General features: G+C 40.8%; 16 protein-coding genes and 1 other annotated feature. Of the genes, 11 read left to right on the forward strand and 5 right to left on the reverse strand.

Translation table 11 applies throughout. The features are described from left to right. Positions 1 to 41 precede the first annotated feature (41 nt). On the reverse strand, positions 42 to 2,951 hold the full coding sequence (locus GJU41_RS15490; protein ID WP_070876504.1) for a transglycosylase domain-containing protein: 2,910 nt from the start codon (positions 2,949 to 2,951) through the stop codon (positions 42 to 44). Positions 2,952 to 3,083: 132 nt separating this feature from the next. Beyond that, positions 3,084 to 3,312, forward strand: a binding site (T-box leader). A 50-nt stretch (positions 3,313 to 3,362) separates the two neighbouring features. On the opposite strand from GJU41_RS15490, the gene tyrS reads away from it, so the two are divergent. Next, the gene (gene tyrS, locus GJU41_RS15495; RefSeq protein ID WP_154319080.1) at positions 3,363 to 4,631 is read left to right on the forward strand and encodes a tyrosine--tRNA ligase; all 1,269 of its coding nucleotides are present in this window, start codon (positions 3,363 to 3,365) and stop codon (positions 4,629 to 4,631) included. 551 nt (positions 4,632 to 5,182) lie between these two features. Here tyrS and rpsD read toward each other — a convergent pair. Then, positions 5,183 to 5,785 (reverse strand): 30S ribosomal protein S4, encoded by a 603-nt coding sequence (gene rpsD / locus GJU41_RS15500; RefSeq protein ID WP_070876502.1) that lies wholly within the window; start codon positions 5,783 to 5,785, stop codon positions 5,183 to 5,185. A gap of 348 nt (positions 5,786 to 6,133) precedes the next feature. Here rpsD and GJU41_RS25430 point away from each other — a divergent pair, with 348 nt between their 5' ends. Both GJU41_RS25430 and megL read left to right on the forward strand, forming a co-directional pair. Next, entirely contained in the window at positions 6,134 to 7,924 is a 1,791-nt protein-coding gene (locus tag GJU41_RS25430) for a sensor domain-containing diguanylate cyclase (protein WP_170292808.1), read from the forward strand. A 109-nt stretch (positions 7,925 to 8,033) separates the two neighbouring features. Further along, complete coding sequence (megL, locus tag GJU41_RS15510; RefSeq protein ID WP_154319081.1) at positions 8,034 to 9,218, forward strand: methionine gamma-lyase; 1,185 nt, start codon at positions 8,034 to 8,036, stop codon at positions 9,216 to 9,218. A gap of 39 nt (positions 9,219 to 9,257) precedes the next feature. Here the strand turns inward: megL and GJU41_RS15515 are convergent, their stop codons facing one another. Next, the gene (locus GJU41_RS15515; protein ID WP_070876499.1) at positions 9,258 to 9,737 is read right to left on the reverse strand and encodes a GAF domain-containing protein; all 480 of its coding nucleotides are present in this window, start codon (positions 9,735 to 9,737) and stop codon (positions 9,258 to 9,260) included. 131 nt (positions 9,738 to 9,868) lie between these two features. On the opposite strand from GJU41_RS15515, the gene refZ reads away from it, so the two are divergent. Beyond that, a complete protein-coding gene (gene refZ, locus GJU41_RS15520; protein WP_070876498.1) occupies positions 9,869 to 10,513 on the forward strand; it encodes a forespore capture DNA-binding protein RefZ in 645 nt (214 codons plus the stop codon). Positions 10,514 to 10,523: 10 nt separating this feature from the next. On the opposite strand, the gene hisJ is transcribed toward refZ, so the two are convergent. Beyond that, positions 10,524 to 11,327 carry a histidinol-phosphatase HisJ gene (hisJ, locus tag GJU41_RS15525; RefSeq protein WP_070876497.1) on the reverse strand — a complete coding sequence of 268 codons (804 nt, stop codon included), beginning with the start codon at positions 11,325 to 11,327 and terminating at the stop codon, positions 10,524 to 10,526. 228 nt (positions 11,328 to 11,555) lie between these two features. Here hisJ and ezrA point away from each other — a divergent pair, with 228 nt between their 5' ends. Further along, a complete protein-coding gene (ezrA, locus tag GJU41_RS15530) occupies positions 11,556 to 13,259 on the forward strand; it encodes a septation ring formation regulator EzrA (RefSeq protein ID WP_070876496.1) in 1,704 nt (567 codons plus the stop codon). A gap of 43 nt (positions 13,260 to 13,302) precedes the next feature. Here ezrA and brnQ read toward each other — a convergent pair whose 3' ends face one another. After that, on the reverse strand, positions 13,303 to 14,661 hold the full coding sequence (gene brnQ / locus GJU41_RS15535) for a branched-chain amino acid transport system II carrier protein (RefSeq protein ID WP_070876495.1): 1,359 nt from the start codon (positions 14,659 to 14,661) through the stop codon (positions 13,303 to 13,305). A gap of 258 nt (positions 14,662 to 14,919) precedes the next feature. On the opposite strand from brnQ, the gene GJU41_RS15540 reads away from it, so the two are divergent. The 6 genes from GJU41_RS15540 to GJU41_RS15565 all read left to right on the forward strand — a co-directional run bounded on the left by GJU41_RS15540 (position 14,920) and on the right by GJU41_RS15565 (position 21,376). Then, the gene (locus tag GJU41_RS15540; RefSeq protein WP_070876494.1) at positions 14,920 to 16,059 is read left to right on the forward strand and encodes a cysteine desulfurase family protein; all 1,140 of its coding nucleotides are present in this window, start codon (positions 14,920 to 14,922) and stop codon (positions 16,057 to 16,059) included. Positions 16,060 to 16,063: 4 nt separating this feature from the next. Continuing rightward, positions 16,064 to 17,263, forward strand: coding sequence for a tRNA uracil 4-sulfurtransferase ThiI (gene thiI, locus GJU41_RS15545; RefSeq protein ID WP_070876493.1), 1,200 nt, complete (start codon positions 16,064 to 16,066; stop codon positions 17,261 to 17,263). An 88-nt stretch (positions 17,264 to 17,351) separates the two neighbouring features. Next, entirely contained in the window at positions 17,352 to 17,552 is a 201-nt protein-coding gene (locus tag GJU41_RS15550) for an alpha/beta-type small acid-soluble spore protein (protein ID WP_029279082.1), read from the forward strand. A 107-nt stretch (positions 17,553 to 17,659) separates the two neighbouring features. Further along, positions 17,660 to 17,797, forward strand: a complete 138-nt coding sequence (locus tag GJU41_RS15555) for a hypothetical protein (protein ID WP_154319082.1) — start codon at positions 17,660 to 17,662, stop codon at positions 17,795 to 17,797. A gap of 322 nt (positions 17,798 to 18,119) precedes the next feature. Beyond that, positions 18,120 to 19,697, forward strand: a complete 1,578-nt coding sequence (gene mbcS, locus GJU41_RS15560; protein WP_070876492.1) for an acyl-CoA synthetase MbcS — start codon at positions 18,120 to 18,122, stop codon at positions 19,695 to 19,697. A gap of 92 nt (positions 19,698 to 19,789) precedes the next feature. Next, positions 19,790 to 21,376 carry an amidohydrolase gene (locus GJU41_RS15565; RefSeq protein WP_070876491.1) on the forward strand — a complete coding sequence of 529 codons (1,587 nt, stop codon included), beginning with the start codon at positions 19,790 to 19,792 and terminating at the stop codon, positions 21,374 to 21,376. The last annotated feature ends 71 nt before the right edge of the window (positions 21,377 to 21,447 follow it).

Below are 21,447 nucleotides of genomic sequence, written 5' to 3' on the forward strand. Positions count from 1 at the left end.
TTCACTTTCATTCTAAATCTGGTTCAGGATGCTTCTGCCGGTCAGCCATTTGGTTTTTCTTCTTTTGGAGGAGTTTGCTCCTGATTATCCGCTGGCTTCTCCGGAGGTTTTGGATCGGCTGGTTTTGGATCTTTAGGCTTAGGATCCGCTGGCTTTGGTTCAGCCGGTTTCGGATCTTTAGGTTTAGAATCAGCAGGCAATGCTTTCGGCTTTTGAGCTTGATAGGATCCGCTCGTTACAGTAGCAGATGCAGGTGATTCTTTTCCCGCTACATCAACTGCCACTACATAGTAGGCAGCAGGTGAACCTCCTATTGATGCAGAAAGACTTTTTGAAGCAGGGATGCTCGCTACTTTTTTGAAGTTCTTAGAGAAGTTTCCAGCTGCATAAACGCGGTAGCCTACAACATCGGAATCACCGCTTGTGTTCCAGTTCAGGCGGCCGCCGCCGATTCTTACTCCGGATACTTGTGATGGAGCTGATCCGTTGTCCCGAATTTCATTTCCATCTGTTACAACGATATTGCCCCAGTTTGTTTTGTTTGGAAGCAATTCTTTTAAATCGCTGAAGCTGCTTAAATTATGCTTCTGTAAAATTTCCTTTTTCAGCATCACACCTTGCTGAACGAATTCAGAAGGAGCAGAAGGCGGTACCTTGTATGCTCTGTCTTTTACAAATACATATTTTCCTGATGTTAAGCTGTCATCTGTTTTTGTTGGTACGAACTTCGCATTAAAGAGGTCTGTTGCAACAAGTCCGGCCTGCTGGCACATCGCAGAAGGCAGATCCCCGGATAGTGCGCAATATGATTTCTGAACGATTCCGCCAGGCATTTTAAACGTTTCTTTAGGGGCGATGAGCCCCGGATTCACATCATGAGCTGCATTCATCAGCTTTGACCATAAAAGGATGTTTCGGCGGCTGTAGGACATGCCCTTATAATCTTTTTGAACAGATTTAGGAGTATCGTATCCGATCCACGTTCCAAATGAAACATTCGGATTTGTGCCTACAAACCAAATATCCTTATAATCTTGGCTGGTTCCTGTTTTTCCTGCCCAGTCCGCGCTGAATGACAGGTAGTTCTTTGCTGATGATCCCGTTCCTTGTTTGATAACATCGCGCATCATGTCGATTGTTAAATAGGATGTCTGAGGTGTAAATACATCTACTGCTTTTGATTTGTGCTGATAAATGACTTCACCTGATTTTGTCTCAATTTTATCAATGAGATAAGCATCGATAAACTTTCCGCCATTTGCAAAGGTTGCATAGGCGTTTACGTTTTCTTCAACGGTAATGCCATTGGTCAGCCCCCCGATTGAAGTAGCTGGACCGCCGTCGGCTTTAGAGATAGTTGTGACTCCCATTTTCTTTAAATAGTTGAGAGGATTCTGATCCATCACTTTTAAATATGACTTGATGGCAGGTATATTATATGACTTTTCAAGTGCATAGCGGGCGCTTGTAAATCCGTGGAAGCGGCCGTCGAAATTCTTGGGGTTCCATTCGCCGATTTGCATCGGTACATCTGCAAGAACCGATCCAGGCTGGATGGCGCCGGTTTCCATTGCGGGAGCATATGCAAGCAGCGGCTTCATCGTTGATCCATTCGATCTCGGCGTATCTGTCGCGTGATTAACCTGTTCTCTTTTATGATTTCTTCCCCCGACGAAACTGATGATCTTTCCTGTTTTATTCTCAATTAAAACAGCGCCAACCTCAACGGGCTCCTGAACTTGTATTTTCTTCCCGGTATCTTTGTCTATTTTCACTTCAGGTTTATCGCTGCCGTAGTATTCATACGATTCAGCGATGGTTTTCATTTTGTCATAAATATCTTTTTGAATAGTTGTATGGATTTTATAACCGTTTTGCCTTAAGTTACGGTCAGCAAGTGCTTTGTATTCTGCGTATAATTCTTTGTTTTTTTTCAGTTCATCCATTTTATGGCCGTCTTTTTCAGCAAGCTGCGTTAAAATAATATCTGTAGCGCGCTCTTCGATTTCATAAGTCAGCCAAGGATATTGTTCAATGGAAGAAGGCTTGGCCTTTGCCAGGCTTTTCCTTAAATCAAATTTGCTTGCTTCATCGTATTCTTCTTGCGTGATGAAGCCTTTTGCATACATACGTCTCAGTACCGTCTTCATTCTGGATGTGCCAGCATCGAGGTTTTCCTTTATTTCACCTCTGTTTGTAAATGGGGTATAGCCGAATGGACTCTGAGGAAGTCCTGCTATAAAAGCGGATTGTGGAAGGGATAAATCCTTCGCATCCACACCAAAAATCCCTTGCGCAGCGGCCTGTACACCAGCTATATTTCTGCCGGAAGCGTTTCTGCCTAAGTCAGCTACATTCAGATATGCCTCCAAAATTTCCTCTTTTTCAAAAAAGCGCTCAAGTCTGAGAGCAAGCAGGATTTCTTTGGCTTTGCGGTCAAAAGAAACTTCATCTGTAAGAATTTGATTTTTTATGAGCTGCTGAGTGAGCGTGCTTCCCCCAGAACGGTTGGAGGAATTTGTTACTTCTTGAAAAAGGGCGCGCATAATTGCTTTAGGGACAACCCCGTCATGTTCGTAGAAAAACTCGTCCTCTGTAGCGATGACAGCATTTTTTACATGCTTTGAAATATCATCAATCTTTACTTCCTGCCGTTCAATATCCGCGCGGAGCTTCCCTAAATACACAGAATCAGAAAAATAGATCTGCGAGGTTTCTTCGTAATTATAAATATCTTTTTTCATGGAACTATAAGTGCGGAGAGGTTCATCTTTAACAAGCGATGCAAAATAACCTGCGCCGATTCCGCCGCCAAATGATGCGGCAATTAAACCGATGACAAAAAAGATCAGCATCAGGTTCCAGACGACACCGTATGTAATATTAAACCCTTTAACTGTTCTATGTTTGTAAGGCATAAATTTGCTGTACCAAGTTTTGAATTTATCCATTTATGTATCATCCCCCTATACAATCCTCTCAATTATATCATATAAAAACAGTACTTTTGTATGATTATGTCAGATGGTGATGAATCGTTTGACAAGTGAAATTCTATATGGTAAAAAAGATTTATTAGAATTTAAAATGCTTTGAATGGAATAAGTAGTGAACATCTCCCTGTTTTAGAAAGCTGATGTTTGATGCAAATCAGTACACAGATGAATCATGAATTACCTCCAGGAGCTTCTTTTGTGAAAGGCTGAAATGCCAAATAGCGAAAGACGGTCAGAATGCCGTTATATATGCCGAGATAGGAATCAGTATGTCTTTTTCCTAAGTAGGGTGGTACCGCGTAATCACGCCCCTTCATTTATGAAGGGGCGTTTTTGTATATTTATGAAAAAAAGGAGAGTGTCAGAATGAGTGAATTACTGAAAGATCTTCAGTTCAGAGGACTAATTAATCAAATGACAGACGAAGAAGGCCTGAAAAAGGTTTTGGAAGAGGAGTCTGTGAAATTATATTCCGGTTTTGATCCAACGGCAGACAGTCTGCACATTGGACATTTACTTCCCATTTTAACCCTTCGCCGCTTTCAGCAGGCTGGTCACCGCCCGATTGCTTTAGTAGGCGGAGCTACTGGCTTAATTGGCGATCCAAGCGGAAAGAAAGCAGAAAGAACGCTTAATACTTCAGACATTGTACAGGAGTGGTCAAACAAAATTAAAGACCAGCTATCCCGTTTTCTTGATTTTGATCCTTCATGTGAAAATCCGGCTACACTTGCAAACAACTTTGACTGGATCGGATCGATGGATTTAATTACATTCTTAAGGGATGTAGGAAAAAACTTCGGCATCAACTACATGCTTGCAAAAGATACGGTGTCTTCAAGAATTGAATCGGGGATCTCATACACAGAGTTCAGTTACATGATTCTGCAGTCTTATGACTTTTTAAATTTATACAGATCAGCTGGATGCAAACTTCAAATTGGAGGGAGCGATCAGTGGGGCAACATTACAGCAGGTCTTGAATTGATTCGGAAATCGGAGGAAAACTCCAAAGCATTTGGTTTAACAGTTCCATTGGTAACAAAATCAGACGGCACAAAATTTGGCAAAACCGAAGGCGGCGCCATCTGGCTGGATAAAGAAAAAACGACTCCTTACGAGTTCTACCAGTTCTGGATCAATACAGATGACCGCGACGTTATGAAATACATTAAGTTCTTCACGTTCATGTCACACGCGGAAATTGAAGCTCTTGAGCAGGAGCTTGTGAGCTCTCCAGAAAAACGCGCTGCCCAAAAAGCGCTGGCTGAAGAAATGACAAAGCTTGTACACGGAGTGGAATCTTTGGATCAGGCAATTAAAATTTCAGAGGCTTTGTTCAGCGGCAACATTAAAGAGCTGACAGGAGATGAAATAGAGCAGGGCTTTAAAGATGTGCCTGCATTTACAGTAGAAGAAGCTGAAATCGGCTTAATCGATTTGCTTGTTAATGCTAAGATCTCGCCTTCAAAACGCCAGGCAAGAGAAGATGTTTCAAATGGAGCAGTATACATCAATGGCGAGCGCATTCAGGACACGAACAAAATTCTTGGAGCGGAAGACCGCATTGATGGTAAATTCACGGTTATCCGCAGAGGGAAGAAGAAGTACACGTTAATTCAATACAAGGACTAAAGAAAAGCCTCACTTGTTGAGGCTTTTTTGTTGTGAAGAAATAATATCGTTTAAGAAATAAATGTTTGAAGGCAGTAAAAGGGGGCATGTTTATAAACAAATTCTTCTATAGCAGTATTTCTTCCAAAAATCACACACAATAATTTCATCGTTTTCAGTTGTAATAGAACGTGTGTTTGCATATGATGAAAGGAGAATAAAGGAGCTGATACGATGAAGGTCTTATTGGAGAAATCAAAAAATCAGCAGATGCCGATTGAAATGATTTATCTTTCTGAAAAAGGATTCCTTACGCAAAGCGCAAAGAACGATTATTGTGAATGAAATAAATGAACGTTACATCAAGGCCTAGTGTTTCTCTAAACAGCAGATAAGAATCTTCAAAACAGGCAATATTCTTTCAGCTGCGATTCATAAGAGGAAAAGAAAATTTGCTTAGTGTTTTTATAGGGACAGAGGAGATTACGATTCAGTGTGAGGGGATGCAGAAGGTTTTATATAAAAGAAAAACCCTGGAAATCGTTTCATCAACGTTTCCAGGGTTTTTACAATTAACGTGAGTAGAACTCAACGATAAGAGCTTCGTTAATTTCAGCAGGCAATTCAGAACGCTCTGGTAAGCGAGTGAAAGTACCTTCTAATTTGTCAGCATCGAAAGTTAAGAATTCAGGAACGAAGTTGCTTACTTCGATTGATTCTTTAACGATGTCAAGGTTACGTGATTTTTCACGTAAAGTAATTGTTTGACCTGGTTTCACTTGGAATGATGGAATGTCTACGCGGCTTCCATCAACCATGATGTGACCATGGTTAACGATTTGACGTGCTTGACGGCGAGTGCGGGCTAAACCAAGACGATAAACAACGTTGTCTAAACGAGACTCAAGAAGAATCATGAAGTTTTCACCGTGTTTACCAGTCATTTTAGCAGCTTTGTCAAATGTGTTGCGGAATTGACGCTCGTTCACACCGAACATGTGGCGAAGCTTTTGTTTTTCTTGTAATTGTAAACCGTACTCAGATAATTTTTTGCGTTGAGTCGGGCCGTGCTGACCTGGCGCGAATGGACGCTTTTCTAATTCTTTACCTGTTCCGCTTAATGAAATTCCCAAACGACGGGAAAGTTTCCAACTTGGACCTGTATAACGAGACATATATGTCTCCTCCTTACATGTTTTTATTTGGCATAAAATAAAAACAGACTGACCCTGAACTGACATGCACATTTTGTTTTCATATATCCTCGCTCCAGCAGCAGAGAGTTACACGATACACCTCACAATGGAGGAACAAAATGAAATCACAGCAGTGGTATCAATAGGCTGCGAATATTTATTTTACACAACGAACATTATATGATTTTAATAAAATAAAGTCAAGCAAACATCCGAAAAAAAGTGAGGAGTGGAAGTTTAGAAAAACACATGAAATAGATAAATTGGAAAATATTCTATGTTATACTGAAATGAATAATGCAGGATTTGACAGTACGGGGGATTTTTGTGATACATCTATCAGACTATACGTTAATGTCTATTAAGAGTCTTTTCTTTGATTATATCAGCAGCGAATGCCTGCAAAACAGCATAAAGCATGAAGAATACTTTGTCTGCACCCTGCAAAAAGCAATGGAATCAGAGGATGCTGCTCTTTTTAAATATGAAAATCATAAATATGTTCTGCTTGCTTCAACAGCTGGCTTCTATCAATGCGATCGATTTATTAAACAGCAGGAACGGATTGAAATGCATGATCACGAGGCGGAGCTATTAATCCCTGGTGAATATCTTATAGTAATAAAGATAAAGAAGAATGCTTTCAGCAAGGAATTTTACGAAAAACTTCAGAGTGAATGCGAACATTTCCTTTCCTATTTTATCAGAATGTCCAATAAAAGGGAGAGTGACGCTAAATATAAATCTCTGTATCAGCTGACAGAAAAACTTCATTCGACAATGAATAAGGACGAGGTATTGGATCAGCTGATTGATTCACTTCAAACGATGTTTCCTGCCTATCTTTTTTATCTGTTTCTGTCACAGGATAATGACAACAAACAAAATTTGCCGATTAAAAGCTTGGATTACGAAGGAAATTACGGAAATGAAAAAGCGATGCAGGCGTATTTGTCAGGTGATGTGCAGTGGGAGCTTTATGAACATTCAAATCATCTTGTTGTTTATGCTCCGCTTAGAGGAAAGCAGGGGGTTTACGGAGTTTTAGAAGCCACCAAGCAAAATCAGTCTCATTTAGACAAGGAAGTGATGCTGATTATTACATCTCTTGCAAAGGCTGCCGGTAATGCACTTGAAAATGCAAAGCTTTATGAACAATCAAAAAAGCTTGTTTCAGATCTGCAGCTTATAAATGAAACATCGCACCGGCTGAATAAAAACCTGAGGCTGGTTGAAACGATGACTTTCATGTCAGACAGAATCATGCGTTCATTTTCTGCAGAAGAGGTCGGCTTTTATTATATGAATAAGGATGGGCAGCCCTGTATTTTGCCGGGCAGTACGCCTTTTTTTCACAAAGAAGAATCAGAGCCATATTTGAATTTGGTTCACAGCAAATTCAGCCGGCATCTAGAAGGATTATTTATCGGAGAAGCAAGCGGAAGCGGCAAATCAGAATTTTCCTCTCTGATTGCCATACCGATGATTCAAAGCGAGCAGCTGAAGGGATTTGTCATTGTTCTTCATTCTGACTCTTATTACTTTACCTTTGAGATGTTTAAGCTGATGCAATCACTTATTCATCATTCTACGCTGGCGCTTATGAATTCCATGCTCCGGGAAGAGCTTGAGATGCTTGTAAAAACAGATCATTTAACCAATCTGCATTCCCGCAACTTCTTGGATGAGTCTGTACAGATTTCTCTGGGTAAAGACAGCCAAGGAACATTCATCCTTATGGACATAGATGATTTTAAGCTGGTGAATGATACATATGGACATCAAGTTGGTGATGAGGTCCTTATTCAAGTCGCAAGGATTATCAAAAACAATATTCGTGAACAAGATGTGGGTGCAAGGTGGGGCGGAGAAGAACTTGCGGTTTATCTGCCGCAGACGGATCTTGCAACGGGAATCTCAGTAGCAAACCGCCTTGTTGGTTCCGTGCTGAAAGGTACAGATCCGACAGTCACTGTTTCTTGCGGAGTCGCTCATTGGAAGGATGGCCGGCACGATACGCTGAAAAGAATTATCAGGCGTGCCGACAAAGCATTATACAGTGCGAAGGAAAGCGGGAAAAACCGCGTCATTTTTCAGCAAGATATAGAGGTTGGATAAGAAAGATGTCATCTTAAGGGTGACATCTTTTTTGTCTAATTAAGAAAGCGCTTTCAAATTCTGCAGAACTATCATATGATAATGAATGTAAGAGAAGGGGGAGAGAACACTGGGGAAGGAATTCAGCTTTGAAACAAAAGTCATTCACGGTCAAAAACAAATGAAGGACCCATATAACAGTTTGACGCCTCCGCTTTATCAAACAGCGACGTTTGTATTTGACCGGGCGGAAACAGGAGAAAAGCGTTTTGCGGGAGAAGAAGAAGGCCATATATATTCCCGGTTAGGAAATCCGACTGTACAATTGGCAGAACAGAAAATCGCGGCACTTGAAGAGGCAGAAGCGGCTCTTGCTTTCGGTTCCGGTATGGGAGCTGTATCAGCGGTTCTCATGTCTATGGTCAAAACAGGTTCCCATATCCTATGTTCTAAAGGAATCTATGGATGTACGTTTGGATTGCTGAAAATGCTTGAAGAAAAATTCGGGATCACTTATTCATTTTCAGAATTGAACAGTATAGAAGAAATAGAAGCAGCCATTAAGCCGGAGACTTCTTGCATCTATATTGAGACACCCATTAACCCTACTATGCAGCTGATTAATTTAGAAACAGTTACCGCTGCTGCAAAAGCACACGGATTAAAAGTGATTGTTGATAATACCTTTTGTTCACCATATCTGCAGCAGCCGCTTTTGCTGGGCTGTGATATTGTGCTGCACAGTGCAACAAAATATATCAGCGGCCATGGAGATGTCATTGGCGGTTTTGTTGCAGGCAAGAAAGAATACATTCACAAACTTGCCATGACGGAAAGAAAAGATATCGGAGCCATTATGTCTCCATTCGACGCCTGGCTGCTGCTTAGAGGATTAAAAACACTCCCTGTCCGAATGGACCGACACTGTGAAAATGCAGGAGAAATTGCAAAGAGGCTGCTTGCGCATCCATCTATAGAACGTGTTACCTATCCATTTTTAGGAAATCAGGTGCAGGTTGCTCTTGCTAAAAAGCAAATGAAAAAGGGCGGAGGACTCATTACCTTTACTCTTAAAAACCATGATAAAGCAGCAACACAGGCATTTATCAACTCGCTGCGGCTGATAAAGATTGCCGTTAGCCTTGGGGATGCAGAATCCTTAATTCAGCACCCCGCAACAATGACCCATTCCGTAGTTCCAGAGTTTGAAAGAATGCAAATGGGGATCGAAGATAATCTTGTCCGGCTGTCGGTAGGTCTTGAAAGCGTCGAAGATATTTGGGAAGATCTAGAACAGGCTTTAGAGCGGAAATAAAATAAAACCGGAACTTTAAGGGTTCCGGTTTGTTCTTGTTCACAAATAATCTGTCAGGGCTTCAGTAAATTGCTCTAAGTATTCTTGATCGAGTTCACTGAAGCGATTTTTTACAGGGCTGTCGATATCAAGCACACCTAACAGCTCTCCTTCTTTTACAATAGGAATAACGATTTCAGACTGTGATGCTGCATCACAGGCGATATGACCGGGGAAAGAGTGAACGTCAGCGATCCGTGCTGTTTTTTGATTGGCTGCAGCTGTTCCGCATACTCCTCTGCCCATAGGAATTCTGACACATGCAGGAAGACCCTGAAAAGGCCCCAGTACAAGTTCGCTGTCTTTATATAAATAGAATCCAACCCAGTTCACTTCTTGCAAAAACTGATTCAATAAAGCAGAAGCGTTCGATAAATTAGCGATTTGATCGCTTTCTCCGTCTAATAGTGCTTTAAGCTGTTTAATGAGCAGCTGGTAATTTTCTTCTTGTTTGCCACTGTATTTTTCGACATGAAACATGATGATTCCCCACCTTTGTGTATTTTTCCCCATTAATAAAATGAGCGAGACAAACTTTGTCGAGAAAACATTAAAGGATAAACCTCCTGCTTCCTTGAAATAACATAGTAATGATGAAAGGGGTGAGAATTATGCCAATTCAGCCGAACGTCCCCAATCAAACGAAAGAAAAGATTATTGACGCCGCTGTAGCATTATTTAACACACAAGGCTTTAATGGGACTTCTGTCAGGGAAATCGCCAAAAAAGCAAATGTAAATGTTGCTCACATCTCCTACTATTTTAACGGAAAGGGCCGCCTCTTGGAGTACCTGGTCTCCAAGTATTACGAAGGATACCTTTCTGTCATTGAAGAAGGCTATATTCGCCTGAGCCATGAAACACCGAAAAATTGTCTTCTGCTCTTAATTCAGGATATTTTAAACTACCAGCATCAAAATCGTCAACTTGCAAGGTTTGTTCTAAGAGAAGTTACCTTAGATTCTACCTTAATCAGAGAAGTAATGACGACCTATCTGACGAAGGAGAAATACTTTTTTAAAGCCATTCTTGAAGAGGGCATTAAAACCGGTTATTTCCGCAAGGCGCCAATGGTGCACATTTTAGTGCAATTAAAGAGCCTGCTGAATATGCCTTACCTTCAGCCTCAGTATATGAGTGAAGTTCTCTATATACAGACACATGAAACTTATTTCGTAAAGCAATACTTCCATGAAATTGAAATATGGATCGATCATCTGCTTTGCGACCCTGCACAAAAAGAAGCTATTGTTTAGAATGTGAACCTTAAAGAAGAGCCTCCTCAAAAAGGGAATAGTGTGCACCAACATCCTTTGCACTATGGGCGTCAGACCCGTATATGAGAGGGATGTTTTGTTTTTTTGCCTCGCTTATCATCCACGGATCAAGATAGATGGCTCCGCATAAATCTTTCCTTAAACCTGCCACATTAAAATCAAGCTCCATGTTCTGTTCTTTAACGGCGTGCAGCAGGTCATGCTGCATGTCTTTTATATTGAAATCTGCAGGAAACCGTTTTTGGAATTTATTTATCAGAGTGAGATGGCCCAGCCGTTTAGGCTTATGAGGGCCTAGATTTGATTTGACTGCCGCAAGCATTGTTTCATAATATTTAATATGAAGTGATTTCAAGCCTCCTGCTGCCTCCATCATTTGCAAGAACGTACTCTCATGAAAATCCGCGCAATAATATTGGCCATTTAATTTTAAAAAGTGAACTGACAGCACAGCATCGTCAATATATTGGCCGTATTCAGACAGAAACGATTCTGTTTCATGTTCAAAACCTTCTATATAATCAATTTCAAATCCGAGATTAATCTTAATGTCATTTGAGTATTTTTCTTTTACTTTTAAGAGTTGTGAGATATAGTCGTTTAAAAGTCTCATATTCATTGCACTGTCTGAATCAGGAACCGGATCGGAAAAATCCGCCGGCAGCGGAGCGTGCTCAGTAAATGTCAGCTCTTCTAAACCCATTTTCAGAGCTTTTCCGATATACATTTCAAAACTGTCTGCTGAACCGTGGGGACAAAATGGCGTATGGACATGTCCGTCTTTTTTTCTCAAGCTTTGTCACACCTCTCGAAAACTGCGAAATATGGCGATAAATTATGTAAAAAAATTTAAATTATCGGTCAAAAATTGTCGTTTACATGGTATCATAAATACAATGAAATAACATCATTCACAAATAAATACACTTTACATAAGAATTCGACAATCGTTACTTACATTCATATAAAAATATTATACCTTGTTATGACGATTTGCTGGAACACAACGAGGGGGCTCATTATGGAAGTCGTTATTGGACTTATTGTCATTTTGCTGGTTTTATTTAGTGTCGGCTACGTTATCAGAAGGAACATATACAAAGAAGTTGATCGTTTAGAAGCCTTGAAGATTGAGATTATGAACCGGTCAATTGTAGATGAACTTTCAAAAGTCAAAGACTTGAAAATGACAGGACAAGCCGAAGAATTATTTGAACGGTGGAGGAAGGAATGGGATGAGATTATTACAGCCCAGCTTCCTGAAGTAGAGGAGCTCCTGTTTGATGCAGAGGACTATGCGGACAAATACCGTTTCACCAAATCCAAAAAGGTTTTGGAGCATATCGAAAAAACACTGAAGCTTGTTGATGAATCGATTGAAATCATTATATCGGAGATTAATGAGCTGATATCGAGCGAAGAAAAGAACAGCACAGAAATAGAGGACGTAAGGGCTAATGTGAAGAAAGCAAAAAAGACGCTTCTTGCACACAGCCATACGTTTGGAAAATCTCATGCAAAGCTTGATGCAAAGCTTGGGGAGATTGTTGAAGCATTAAAACAATTTGAAGCAGAAACCGAGGCAGGCAACTATTTGGCTGCAAGAGAGATTCTGCTCGTTCAAAAAGAAGAAATTCTGATTCTGCTGTCTAAAATCGACGACATACCAAAGCTTTTGGCAGAGTGTCACACGGTTATTCCGAATCAGCTTGCAGAGCTTGCCGAGGGTTATCAGGAAATGCTTGATAATGGCTTCCATTTGAAGCATATTCAGCTTGAAACAGAGCTTCACAAGATGACTAAGCAGCTTGAGGATCATATGGAGCTTCTGGCTGAAGCAAATACAGCTGAAGTAAAAGATAGCTTAGAAGAAATTCAGGAAGCAATTGACACATTCTATGATCTTCTGGAAAAAGAAGTACTCGCCCACCATTATGTGCAATCTGCCACAAGCAAGATTGATCAGCAGCTTGCAGACCTTTTAGCTAAGCGCAAAGAAACACAGGAAGAAGCAGAACTTGTAAGACAGAGCTATCAAATTTCTGAAGTTGATTTAGATAAACAGAGAAAACTGGAAAAGCAAATTAACTCCCTTTATAAGCAATTCTCTCATATTCAAAACAACCTGCAGACAGAACCGCTTGCTCATTCAATTTTAAAAGAAGAGCTTGAAGAACTTGAGAAGCATATAGCTTCTGTTAAAACCGAGCATCAGGATTTCAGTGAATTGCTTCAGGCACTCCGCAAAGAAGAGCGGGAAGCAAGGAAAGCATTGTCTGATGCAAGAAAACAGCTGCACGACTCCAGCAGAAAAATCCAGAAGAGCAATGTGCCTGGTCTGCCTGAAAGTCTTGCTCAGCTGCTTCAGGACGCCAAGCAATCAATTTCTCAGGTTTCACGCAGGCTTGAAGAGATCCCATTGAATATGGTTGAGGTTAATGCACTGCTTGATGAGGCAGTTAAGAACATAGAGACGTTCTCCAAGCAGGCCGAAGAAATGATCGAACAAGTCTATTTAGCTGAAAAAGTGATTCAATATGGAAATAAATACAGAAGAAGAAATGGAACTGTCGCTGATCAATTAAAAGAGGCGGAATTGCATTTCAGAAAATATGAATACAGCAAGTCGCTCGAAAAAGCAGCCGCGGCTCTTGAACAAGTTGAGCCAGGTTCACTCTCGAAGCTTCAAATCATTTTGGATGAAGAAACAAAACCATCTTCATAAAAAAATCCCGTACCAAGTAGGTACGGGATTTTTTTATCAATTTCTATTTTCTTCGCGAACTGGCCAAGGCTGCACCGCTTTTATGATTAGTCCGAGTGGAGGAGATGATAAACCCAATAATACCGCCAATGACAGCAGGAACTAAGAATCCAATGCCGTAGTCGAATAACGGAACAATGGAAGTAAGCCACTCGTCAGCTGCTCCTGGGAGCATGCCTCCAGCTTTTAATCCATCAGCAATGCTAATAACCGTCGTCAAAATTAAACTGCAAATGTAAACTTCAGGTGCACCTTTAAAATAGTGGTGAAGAAAAGAAAGAATGATCAGAACGATTGCAAGTGGATATAAAGCAATCAAAATTGGTACAGAAAAGGCGATTAGCTTCGTTAATCCCGCGTTTGCAACGATTAAACTGAATAAACAAATAACTGTAATGATGAGTTTATACGAAACACTTGGAAAAACCTTTGAGAAATATTTGCCGCAGGCTGAAACCAGGCCAATACTTGTTGTCAAACAAGCAAATGTAATAGCAGTGCTTAAAATCACATTTCCTAATGAACCAAATAGGATATTAACTGATTCCGATAAAACAGCTCCGCCATTATCGAGATAACCAATTTGAGTTACGCTTGTAGCTCCCAAGTACGCAAGGGAAATATAAACTGCTGCAAGACCTGCAGCAGCGATTAACCCGCATCTGATACAGATTTTTGCAATCGCAGAACGGTCTGTAATGCCTCTTTCTTTGACTGCATTGATGACAACAATACTGAAAACGAGTGCAGCAAGCGTATCCATTGTCAAATATCCTTCCAAAAATCCTTTGAAAAAGGAACCCTCTGCATATTCTCCTTTAGGAGCTTGCATTTCTCCCATAGGTGTTACAAACATCTTAATAGAGATAAGCGCAAGTACAATCAGCAGGATTGGGGTTAAAAGCTTTCCAACTGTATCTACAATCTTCGTTGGATTAAGTGACAGCCAAAACGTAATTCCAAAAAAGATAATGGTAAATATAAATAAAGGCAAACTGCTTTCTGCTGCTGAAGCTGTCAAGAAAGGCAATATTCCAACTTCATATGTGACTGTGCCTGTTCTTGGAATGGCAAAGACAGGTCCTATGGCTAAATATAGAATGAATGTAAATACTAATCCGAAAACTGGATGTACCCTGCCTGCGAGAGATTGGACATCACTGCCTGATACTCCAATTGCGACAACCCCAAGGAGCGGAAGTCCAACACCTGTTATCAGGAATCCGATAATCGCCTCCCACATGTTTACACCAGCTTGCTGGCCTAATCCAGGCGGAAAGATTAAATTACCTGCTCCAAAAAATAAAGCGAAGAGCATAAGTCCTATAGTTAAAGTTTCTTTTAATGGCAATGATTTTGACATGAAAATCCCCCTGAAGACTGAGTGTTAGAAATGTATCCGTTTTCATCCTACCACATTATCTAAAAAATTTGTCGAAAAATAAGATTAAATCAGTTTTTATTATATTCAAAAAATTTAATATGTCAAATAGTCAAACATTTATTTCTTATTTGCTGATTTTATGTTATTATGATTGTTTGTTTCGTACAACATTACTCTTTTCTTTAAATATACAGTTCAAAACTCCTTGTTTTTCAATGTATTGGAGGATCGAATATCTTGATCTATCTTGATAATAGTGCAACCACAAAACCATATGATGAAGTATTGCACGCTTTTGCACATGTTGCAACCCGTTTTTTCGCCAATCCATCCTCGCTGCACGGTCTAGGCGCAGAAGCTGAAAACCTGCTAGCGCAGGCAAGAAAACAAATGGCTGGCCTTTTAGGAGCAGATGAAAAAGAAATCATCTTCACATCAGGGGGCACTGAAGGAAATAACTTAGCCATTAAAGGCACGGCCCTTTCTCAAAAAAAAAGAGGGAATCATATTATTACTACCCAAATTGAACATCCTTCTGTCATTGAAAGCTGCAGACAGCTGCAAGAGCTGTTTGACTTTGACGTAACGTATCTTCCTGTAAATGAAGAAGGTATTGTTAAAGTCGAAGATATTAAAAAAAACATCAGGAAAGAAACCATTTTAGTATCCGTTATGCATGTGAATAATGAAACAGGATCGATTCAGCCCATAGAAAAAATCAGCAGTCTCCTTAAGGATTTTCCGGGAATTTATTTTCACGTTGATCATGTACAGGGGGCGGCTAAAGTTCCTCTTTCACTTAAAGGCATTGATTTATGTACACTATCAGGACACAAATTCCATGCATTAAATGGCTGCGGAGTTTTATATGCCCGAAAAGGAATCAAAATCGAGCCCCTTTTATCAGGAGGCGCACAGGAGATGCAGACCCGTTCAGGCACGGAGAGCATCGCACTTGCAGTATCAATGGCAAAAGCGTTAAGAATGTCCGCTGAAAAATACGAAGCCTGCAAAAATGATTTGCAAAAGATGAAAAGAATGCTGATTGGAGAACTGAATAAAATAGATGGTATTGTCTTAAATACAGCTGAGATTGCATCAGCACCCCATATTATTAATTTTTCCGCACCTGGCATTCAGGCAGAAGTGCTTTTACATATGCTTGAACAATCCGGAATCTATGTTTCAACAACATCTGCCTGTTCGTCAAAAAGAAAAAAGAGCAGCACGGTACTGCTTGCTATGGGAAAAGGCGAAGCTGTGGCATCAAGCTCAATCCGCATAAGCCTTTCATATGAAAATACAATTGAAGAGCTGGAAGAATTTATGGCTGCTCTAAAGAAATCTCTTGAAAAATTAACGAAATTAACGAGGTAGTAAGATGAATTATGATCATATTTTAATCCGATATGGAGAAATTTCTACAAAAGGAAAAAATCGAAAACGGTTTGTTGATCAGTTAAAAGCAAATATTAAACTGGTGCTGCATGAGTTTCCGGCCTTAGTCTACAGCAGCAACAGAGACCGTATGTATATCAGGCTTCAAGGAGAAAATCACGAACCTATTCTTGAAAAGCTGGAAAATGTATTCGGCATCCATTCTTTTAGCTTAGCTTTAAAAACAAAGAATGAACTTGAGGCTATTAAAAATGGAGCACTTGAGCTGATGTCTGAGCAATATAAACCTGGAGATACCTTTAAAATATCCGCTAAAAGAGCAGATAAAACGTTTCCCCTCCTAACAAATGAAATCAATCACGCAATCGGCAGCCACATTCTGCATAATACGGAAGATTTAAAAGTTGATGTGCACGAACCTGACATTGATTTAAGAGTTGAAGTCCGTGAAGAAGCCGCCTATTTGACCTGTAAGGATTTTCAGGGAGCGGGCGGTCTTCCTGCAGGGGCAAGCGGAAAAGCTGTATTGATGCTCTCAGGCGGGATTGACAGTCCCGTTGCCGGCTTCTTAGCTATGAAACGCGGCATCGATGTGGAAGCCGTTCACTTCTTCAGTCCTCCGTATACGAGTGAGCGCGCCAGGCAAAAAGTAATGGACCTGGCAAAAAAACTTACTTCTTTCAGCGGACAAATCAAGCTGCATATTGTACCGTTTACGGAAATACAGGAAACGATTCAAAAACAGGTGCCCGAAAGCTATAACATGACATCTACACGGCGGATGATGCTTAAAATAGCTGACAGAATCCGTGAAAAACAGGGCGGCTTAGCGATAATCACCGGAGAAAGCCTTGGACAAGTTGCCAGCCAGACGATGGAGAGCATGTTTGCTATCAATGATGTAACAAGCACTCCGATTATCCGTCCGCTGATCACTTATGATAAAACGGATATCATCACTATAGCCAAACAAATTGGAACCCATGATACCTCCATTTTGCCATACGAAGATTGCTGCACAATTTTTACACCAGCATCTCCAACTACAAAACCAAAACTTGAAAAAGCGCAAAGGTTCGAAAGTTTCCTCGATTTTGAACCTCTCATTGATAAAGCAGTTGAAGATACGGAAATAATCGTCATTTCACCATCTGAAGATAAAGAATTAAAAAGTTTATTTTAAACATTGAAATTGTGAACAATTACCAAAATTAGTTTGAATGAAGCCATGTGTTTTTACACAATCTATACTCACAAGGAGGTGAAAACACATGGCAAACAACAGCTCAAACCAATTAGTAGTACCAGGCGCACAACAAGCGATCGACCAAATGAAATACGAAATCGCTTCTGAGTTCGGAGTGAACTTAGGACCTGAAACAACTGCTCGTGCTAACGGTTCTGTAGGCGGTGAGATCACTAAACGTTTAGTATCTTACGCTCAACAAAACATGGGTGGATTTTCAAAATAATCTGAACTAAATAGATATGGCTACGAAGGGTGGGGACCATACCCCACTCTTTTCTATTCGAATTTTTTATGCTTGCGGAGCATTTTAAATAGAGGAGGTATTTCAGAATGACAAAGAATAATCGTCCAAATACTGAATTTGAAGGCGGACAGGAGCAGGATCAGAAACAGCAGAAGTCTAAAAAGCAAGGCCGAAAAAGAAGAAGTGAACCTAAAAATGCAGTAGAATCGAATGAGCAAAGCTGAGTTTTAGCGCGGATGATCTTTCCGCGCTTTTTTTAATGGTTTAGGAAATTATAAAATGTAATAGGTTGTGGATAATGAAATAAAGTTATCTACGGTAAGCGCAAGCGCCTAGATCCTCGGTCAGAACAAATCCGCCAAAAAAGTCAAACCCGGACTTTTCTGTCGCATTCTTATCTGCCTGTCGGATCTGACCAAGGCGCTTGCGCTTTTGTTCTTGGATTGAAACAAAGTAATAAACTAAATGTAAGATATTTCGCAATAATATTCAAAAATGTTAAAATATTATGTATAATTTACTATGAGATAACAAGGAGGGGTCACAATGTTGAGAGATGAGCTAATCGCGCCAGAAAACTATAACCTAGTAGAAGAAGTAGAAAAGCATGCAAAAGATGCAGACAGGATCGCATTGAAGTGGGAGAATGAAAAAGGCGATAAAGAAGAACATACATACGGACAGCTTCTTGACAAAGCAAACAGAATTGGAAGCGCTTTATTAACTAAAGGGCTTACTCAAGGAGATAAAATTCTTGTCATCATTCCGCGTTTTCCAGAAGCCTATGCAGTATACTTGGGAGCATTAAAAGCTGGCTTTGTTGTTATACCAAGCTCAGAGATGCTGCGCACAAAAGATCTTCAATATCGTGTGACCCACGGAGATGTGAAAGCGATCATCTCTTATACGGATTTCACAGGTGAATGCAAAGAAATAAATGAATTTGATTCTCTTCATAAATTTTCAATCGGCGGAAAGGCTGAAGGCTGGTATTCGCTTGAGGATGAAGCGGCAAAGGAATCAGGCGAGCTTAAGCTTGCGGAGACTAAAAGAGACAGTCATGCCTTTTTATCCTATACATCAGGCACCACGGGCAACCCGAAAGGGGTCGTGCATACTCACGGCTGGGCTTTTGCTCATTTAAAAACAGCAGCTGCAAACTGGCTGAGCATTGAAGAGAATGATGTGGTCTGGGCAACAGCAGGACCGGGCTGGCAAAAATGGATCTGGAGTCCATTCCTATCCGTCCTTGGGTCAGGTGCAACGGGACTTGTCTACAATGGCCGATTTGAGCCAAAGAAATATCTCCAGCTCCTTCAGGATTATAAAGTTAATGTATTATGCTGCACACCGACTGAGTATCGTCTGATGGCTAAGGTAGACAATTTAAAGGATTACTCTCTTCCTGCTCTTCACAGCGCCGTTTCAGCCGGTGAACCTTTAAACAGGGAAGTTATTGATACATTTAGAAATTACTTTAATATCGAAGTTCGGGATGGATACGGACAGACTGAAAATACCCTTCTTGTCGGAGTGATGAAAGGCATGGAAGTTAAGCCGGGTTCAATGGGCAAGCCTACTCCCGGAAATAAAGTTGAAATCATTGATGATGAAGGTAACATCTGCAAAGATGGAGAAGTGGGTGATATTGCAGTCCATGTTGATACACCTGCTTTATTTAAAGAATATTATAAAGACGCTGAGCGTACAGCTATGCAATTCAGAGGCAGTTATTATATTACTGGGGATCGAGCAAGAAAAGATGAAGACGGGTATTTCTGGTTTGAGGGAAGACGGGATGATATCATCATCAGTTCAGGTTATACAATTGGGCCGTTTGAGGTTGAAGATGCACTCGTTAAACATCCTTTTGTAAAAGAGTGCGCTGTCGTGGCAAGTCCGGATGAACTGCGCGGGAGCATTGTCAAAGCGTATGTAGTCCTGCAGGATGACGTGGATGAGAGCTCGCCTGAACTTATTCCTGTCTTGCAGGATCATGTGAAAGAGCTGACAGCTCCTTATAAGTACCCACGAAAAATTGAATTTGTTTCTGAGCTGCCTAAAACTACGTCAGGCAAAATCAGAAGAATTGAATTAAGGCAGCAGGAACTTGCAAAAGCGTAATAGGCAAACGAACCAGGCAGATGACTCTGTCTGGTTTTTCCATGCACCGAGTGATAACATAGATTGAAAAAGAAAGCTGGAGGAATGTCACCGTGGGCACGCTTTGGTTTGGCGGAACAATTTATACTTTAATAGAAGAAAACGATAAGGTTGAAGCGGTCTATGTTGAAAATGGCCTTGTTGTGGGTGCTGGAGAAGAAGAGAACCTTCGGGCTGAATACCTTTGCACGGAAGAAGTCGATCTTGAAGGTGGCGTTATGATTCCGGGATTTACTGACAGTCATATGCATTTAATGGGTCATGGTGAAAAACTGCTCCGATTGGATTTTACGGAGATAACCTCATCTGATGAGGTCATTAAAAGTCTTCGCGAGCGGGCAGAAGAGCTTGAGCCTGGAACATGGATTGTTGGTGAAGGATGGAACGAAAATCAGTTTAAAGATAAGAAGATCATCCATCGCAGAGAACTTGATGAAGTGACTGGCGCTCACCCTGTGTTGCTGAAACGAATTTGCCATCATGCGGTCATAGCAAATACAAAAGCAATGGAACTTGCAGGAATAACTTCTGCTACACCTGACCCGGAAGGCGGAGTCATTGTAAAAGATCAGGAAGGCAATCCGACTGGGTACTTGCTTGATCAGGCACAGGAACTTGTTTTTCAGGCGCAGCCTCAAGTCTCTGAAGAGTACTTAAGAGAAGCATTGATGAAATCGATAGAGGATTGCCACAAAAAAGGTCTTGTAGGCGGACATACTGAAGATTTGGCCTATTATGGCAGCCTTGAAAATACTTTGCATGCTTATGATGAAGTCATTAATCACGAAAAAATGAAATTCAGAGCTCATTTGCTTGTCCATCATTTAGTGACGGAGGAATTTCAGCAAAAAGAACGGGATCTTGGCCCATTTATTGAATTTGGTGCAATGAAGCTCTTTGCAGATGGTGCGCTTGGCGGCAGAACTGCTCTATTAAGCGGTCCTTACCAGGATGATCGTGAAACAAACGGAGTAAGTATTCATTCAGATGATAACTTGAAGCGTCTGATTCAAACAGCGAGAAACTACGAAATGGAAGTTGCCATTCATACAATTGGTGATTTGGCTTTTGAAAAAGCGCTTGATGCGATTGAAGCGCATCCGCCTGTGAAACCGAATCAGCACGACCGGCTTATTCATGCACAAATCTTAAGAAGAGATTTAATCGAAAGAGCTAAAAAACTGCCGATTATATTGGATATTCAGCCTCGATTTGTCTCCAGTGACTTTCCGTGGGTGATTGACAGAATTGGCGAGGATAAAATGAAGGATTGTTATGCTTGGAAAACACTGATATCAGAGGGCTTGAAATGTGCAGGAGGATCAGATGCCCCTATTGAGCCAATCGATCCGCTCGAAGGTATTTATTCGGCAGTGAAAAGAGAAAGCATTTACGATCATCAAGTATATATGCCTGAAGAGAGACTTTCTGTCTACGAAGCTGTAGAACTATACACAAAAGGCAGCGCGTATGCGGTTCATCATGAAAATGACCGGGGGTGCATCGCAAAAGGATATTCAGCTGATTTTACTGTGCTGAGCCGGGATATTTTTAAAGAGGATGCCCTGCTTGAAACAGAAGTGGTTATGACGGTTGTGGACAATACAATAGTATATAAAAGAGAAAGACATGCAGATTGATCTGCATGTCTTTTCCTTTTTAGATTGCTAAAACAGCTGTCAATGGTGCTCTGCGTCGGCTCCGCATTCTA

This window comes from Metabacillus idriensis (assembly GCF_009674765.1).
Lineage (GTDB): Bacteria > Bacillota > Bacilli > Bacillales > Bacillaceae > Bacillus_P > Bacillus_P idriensis.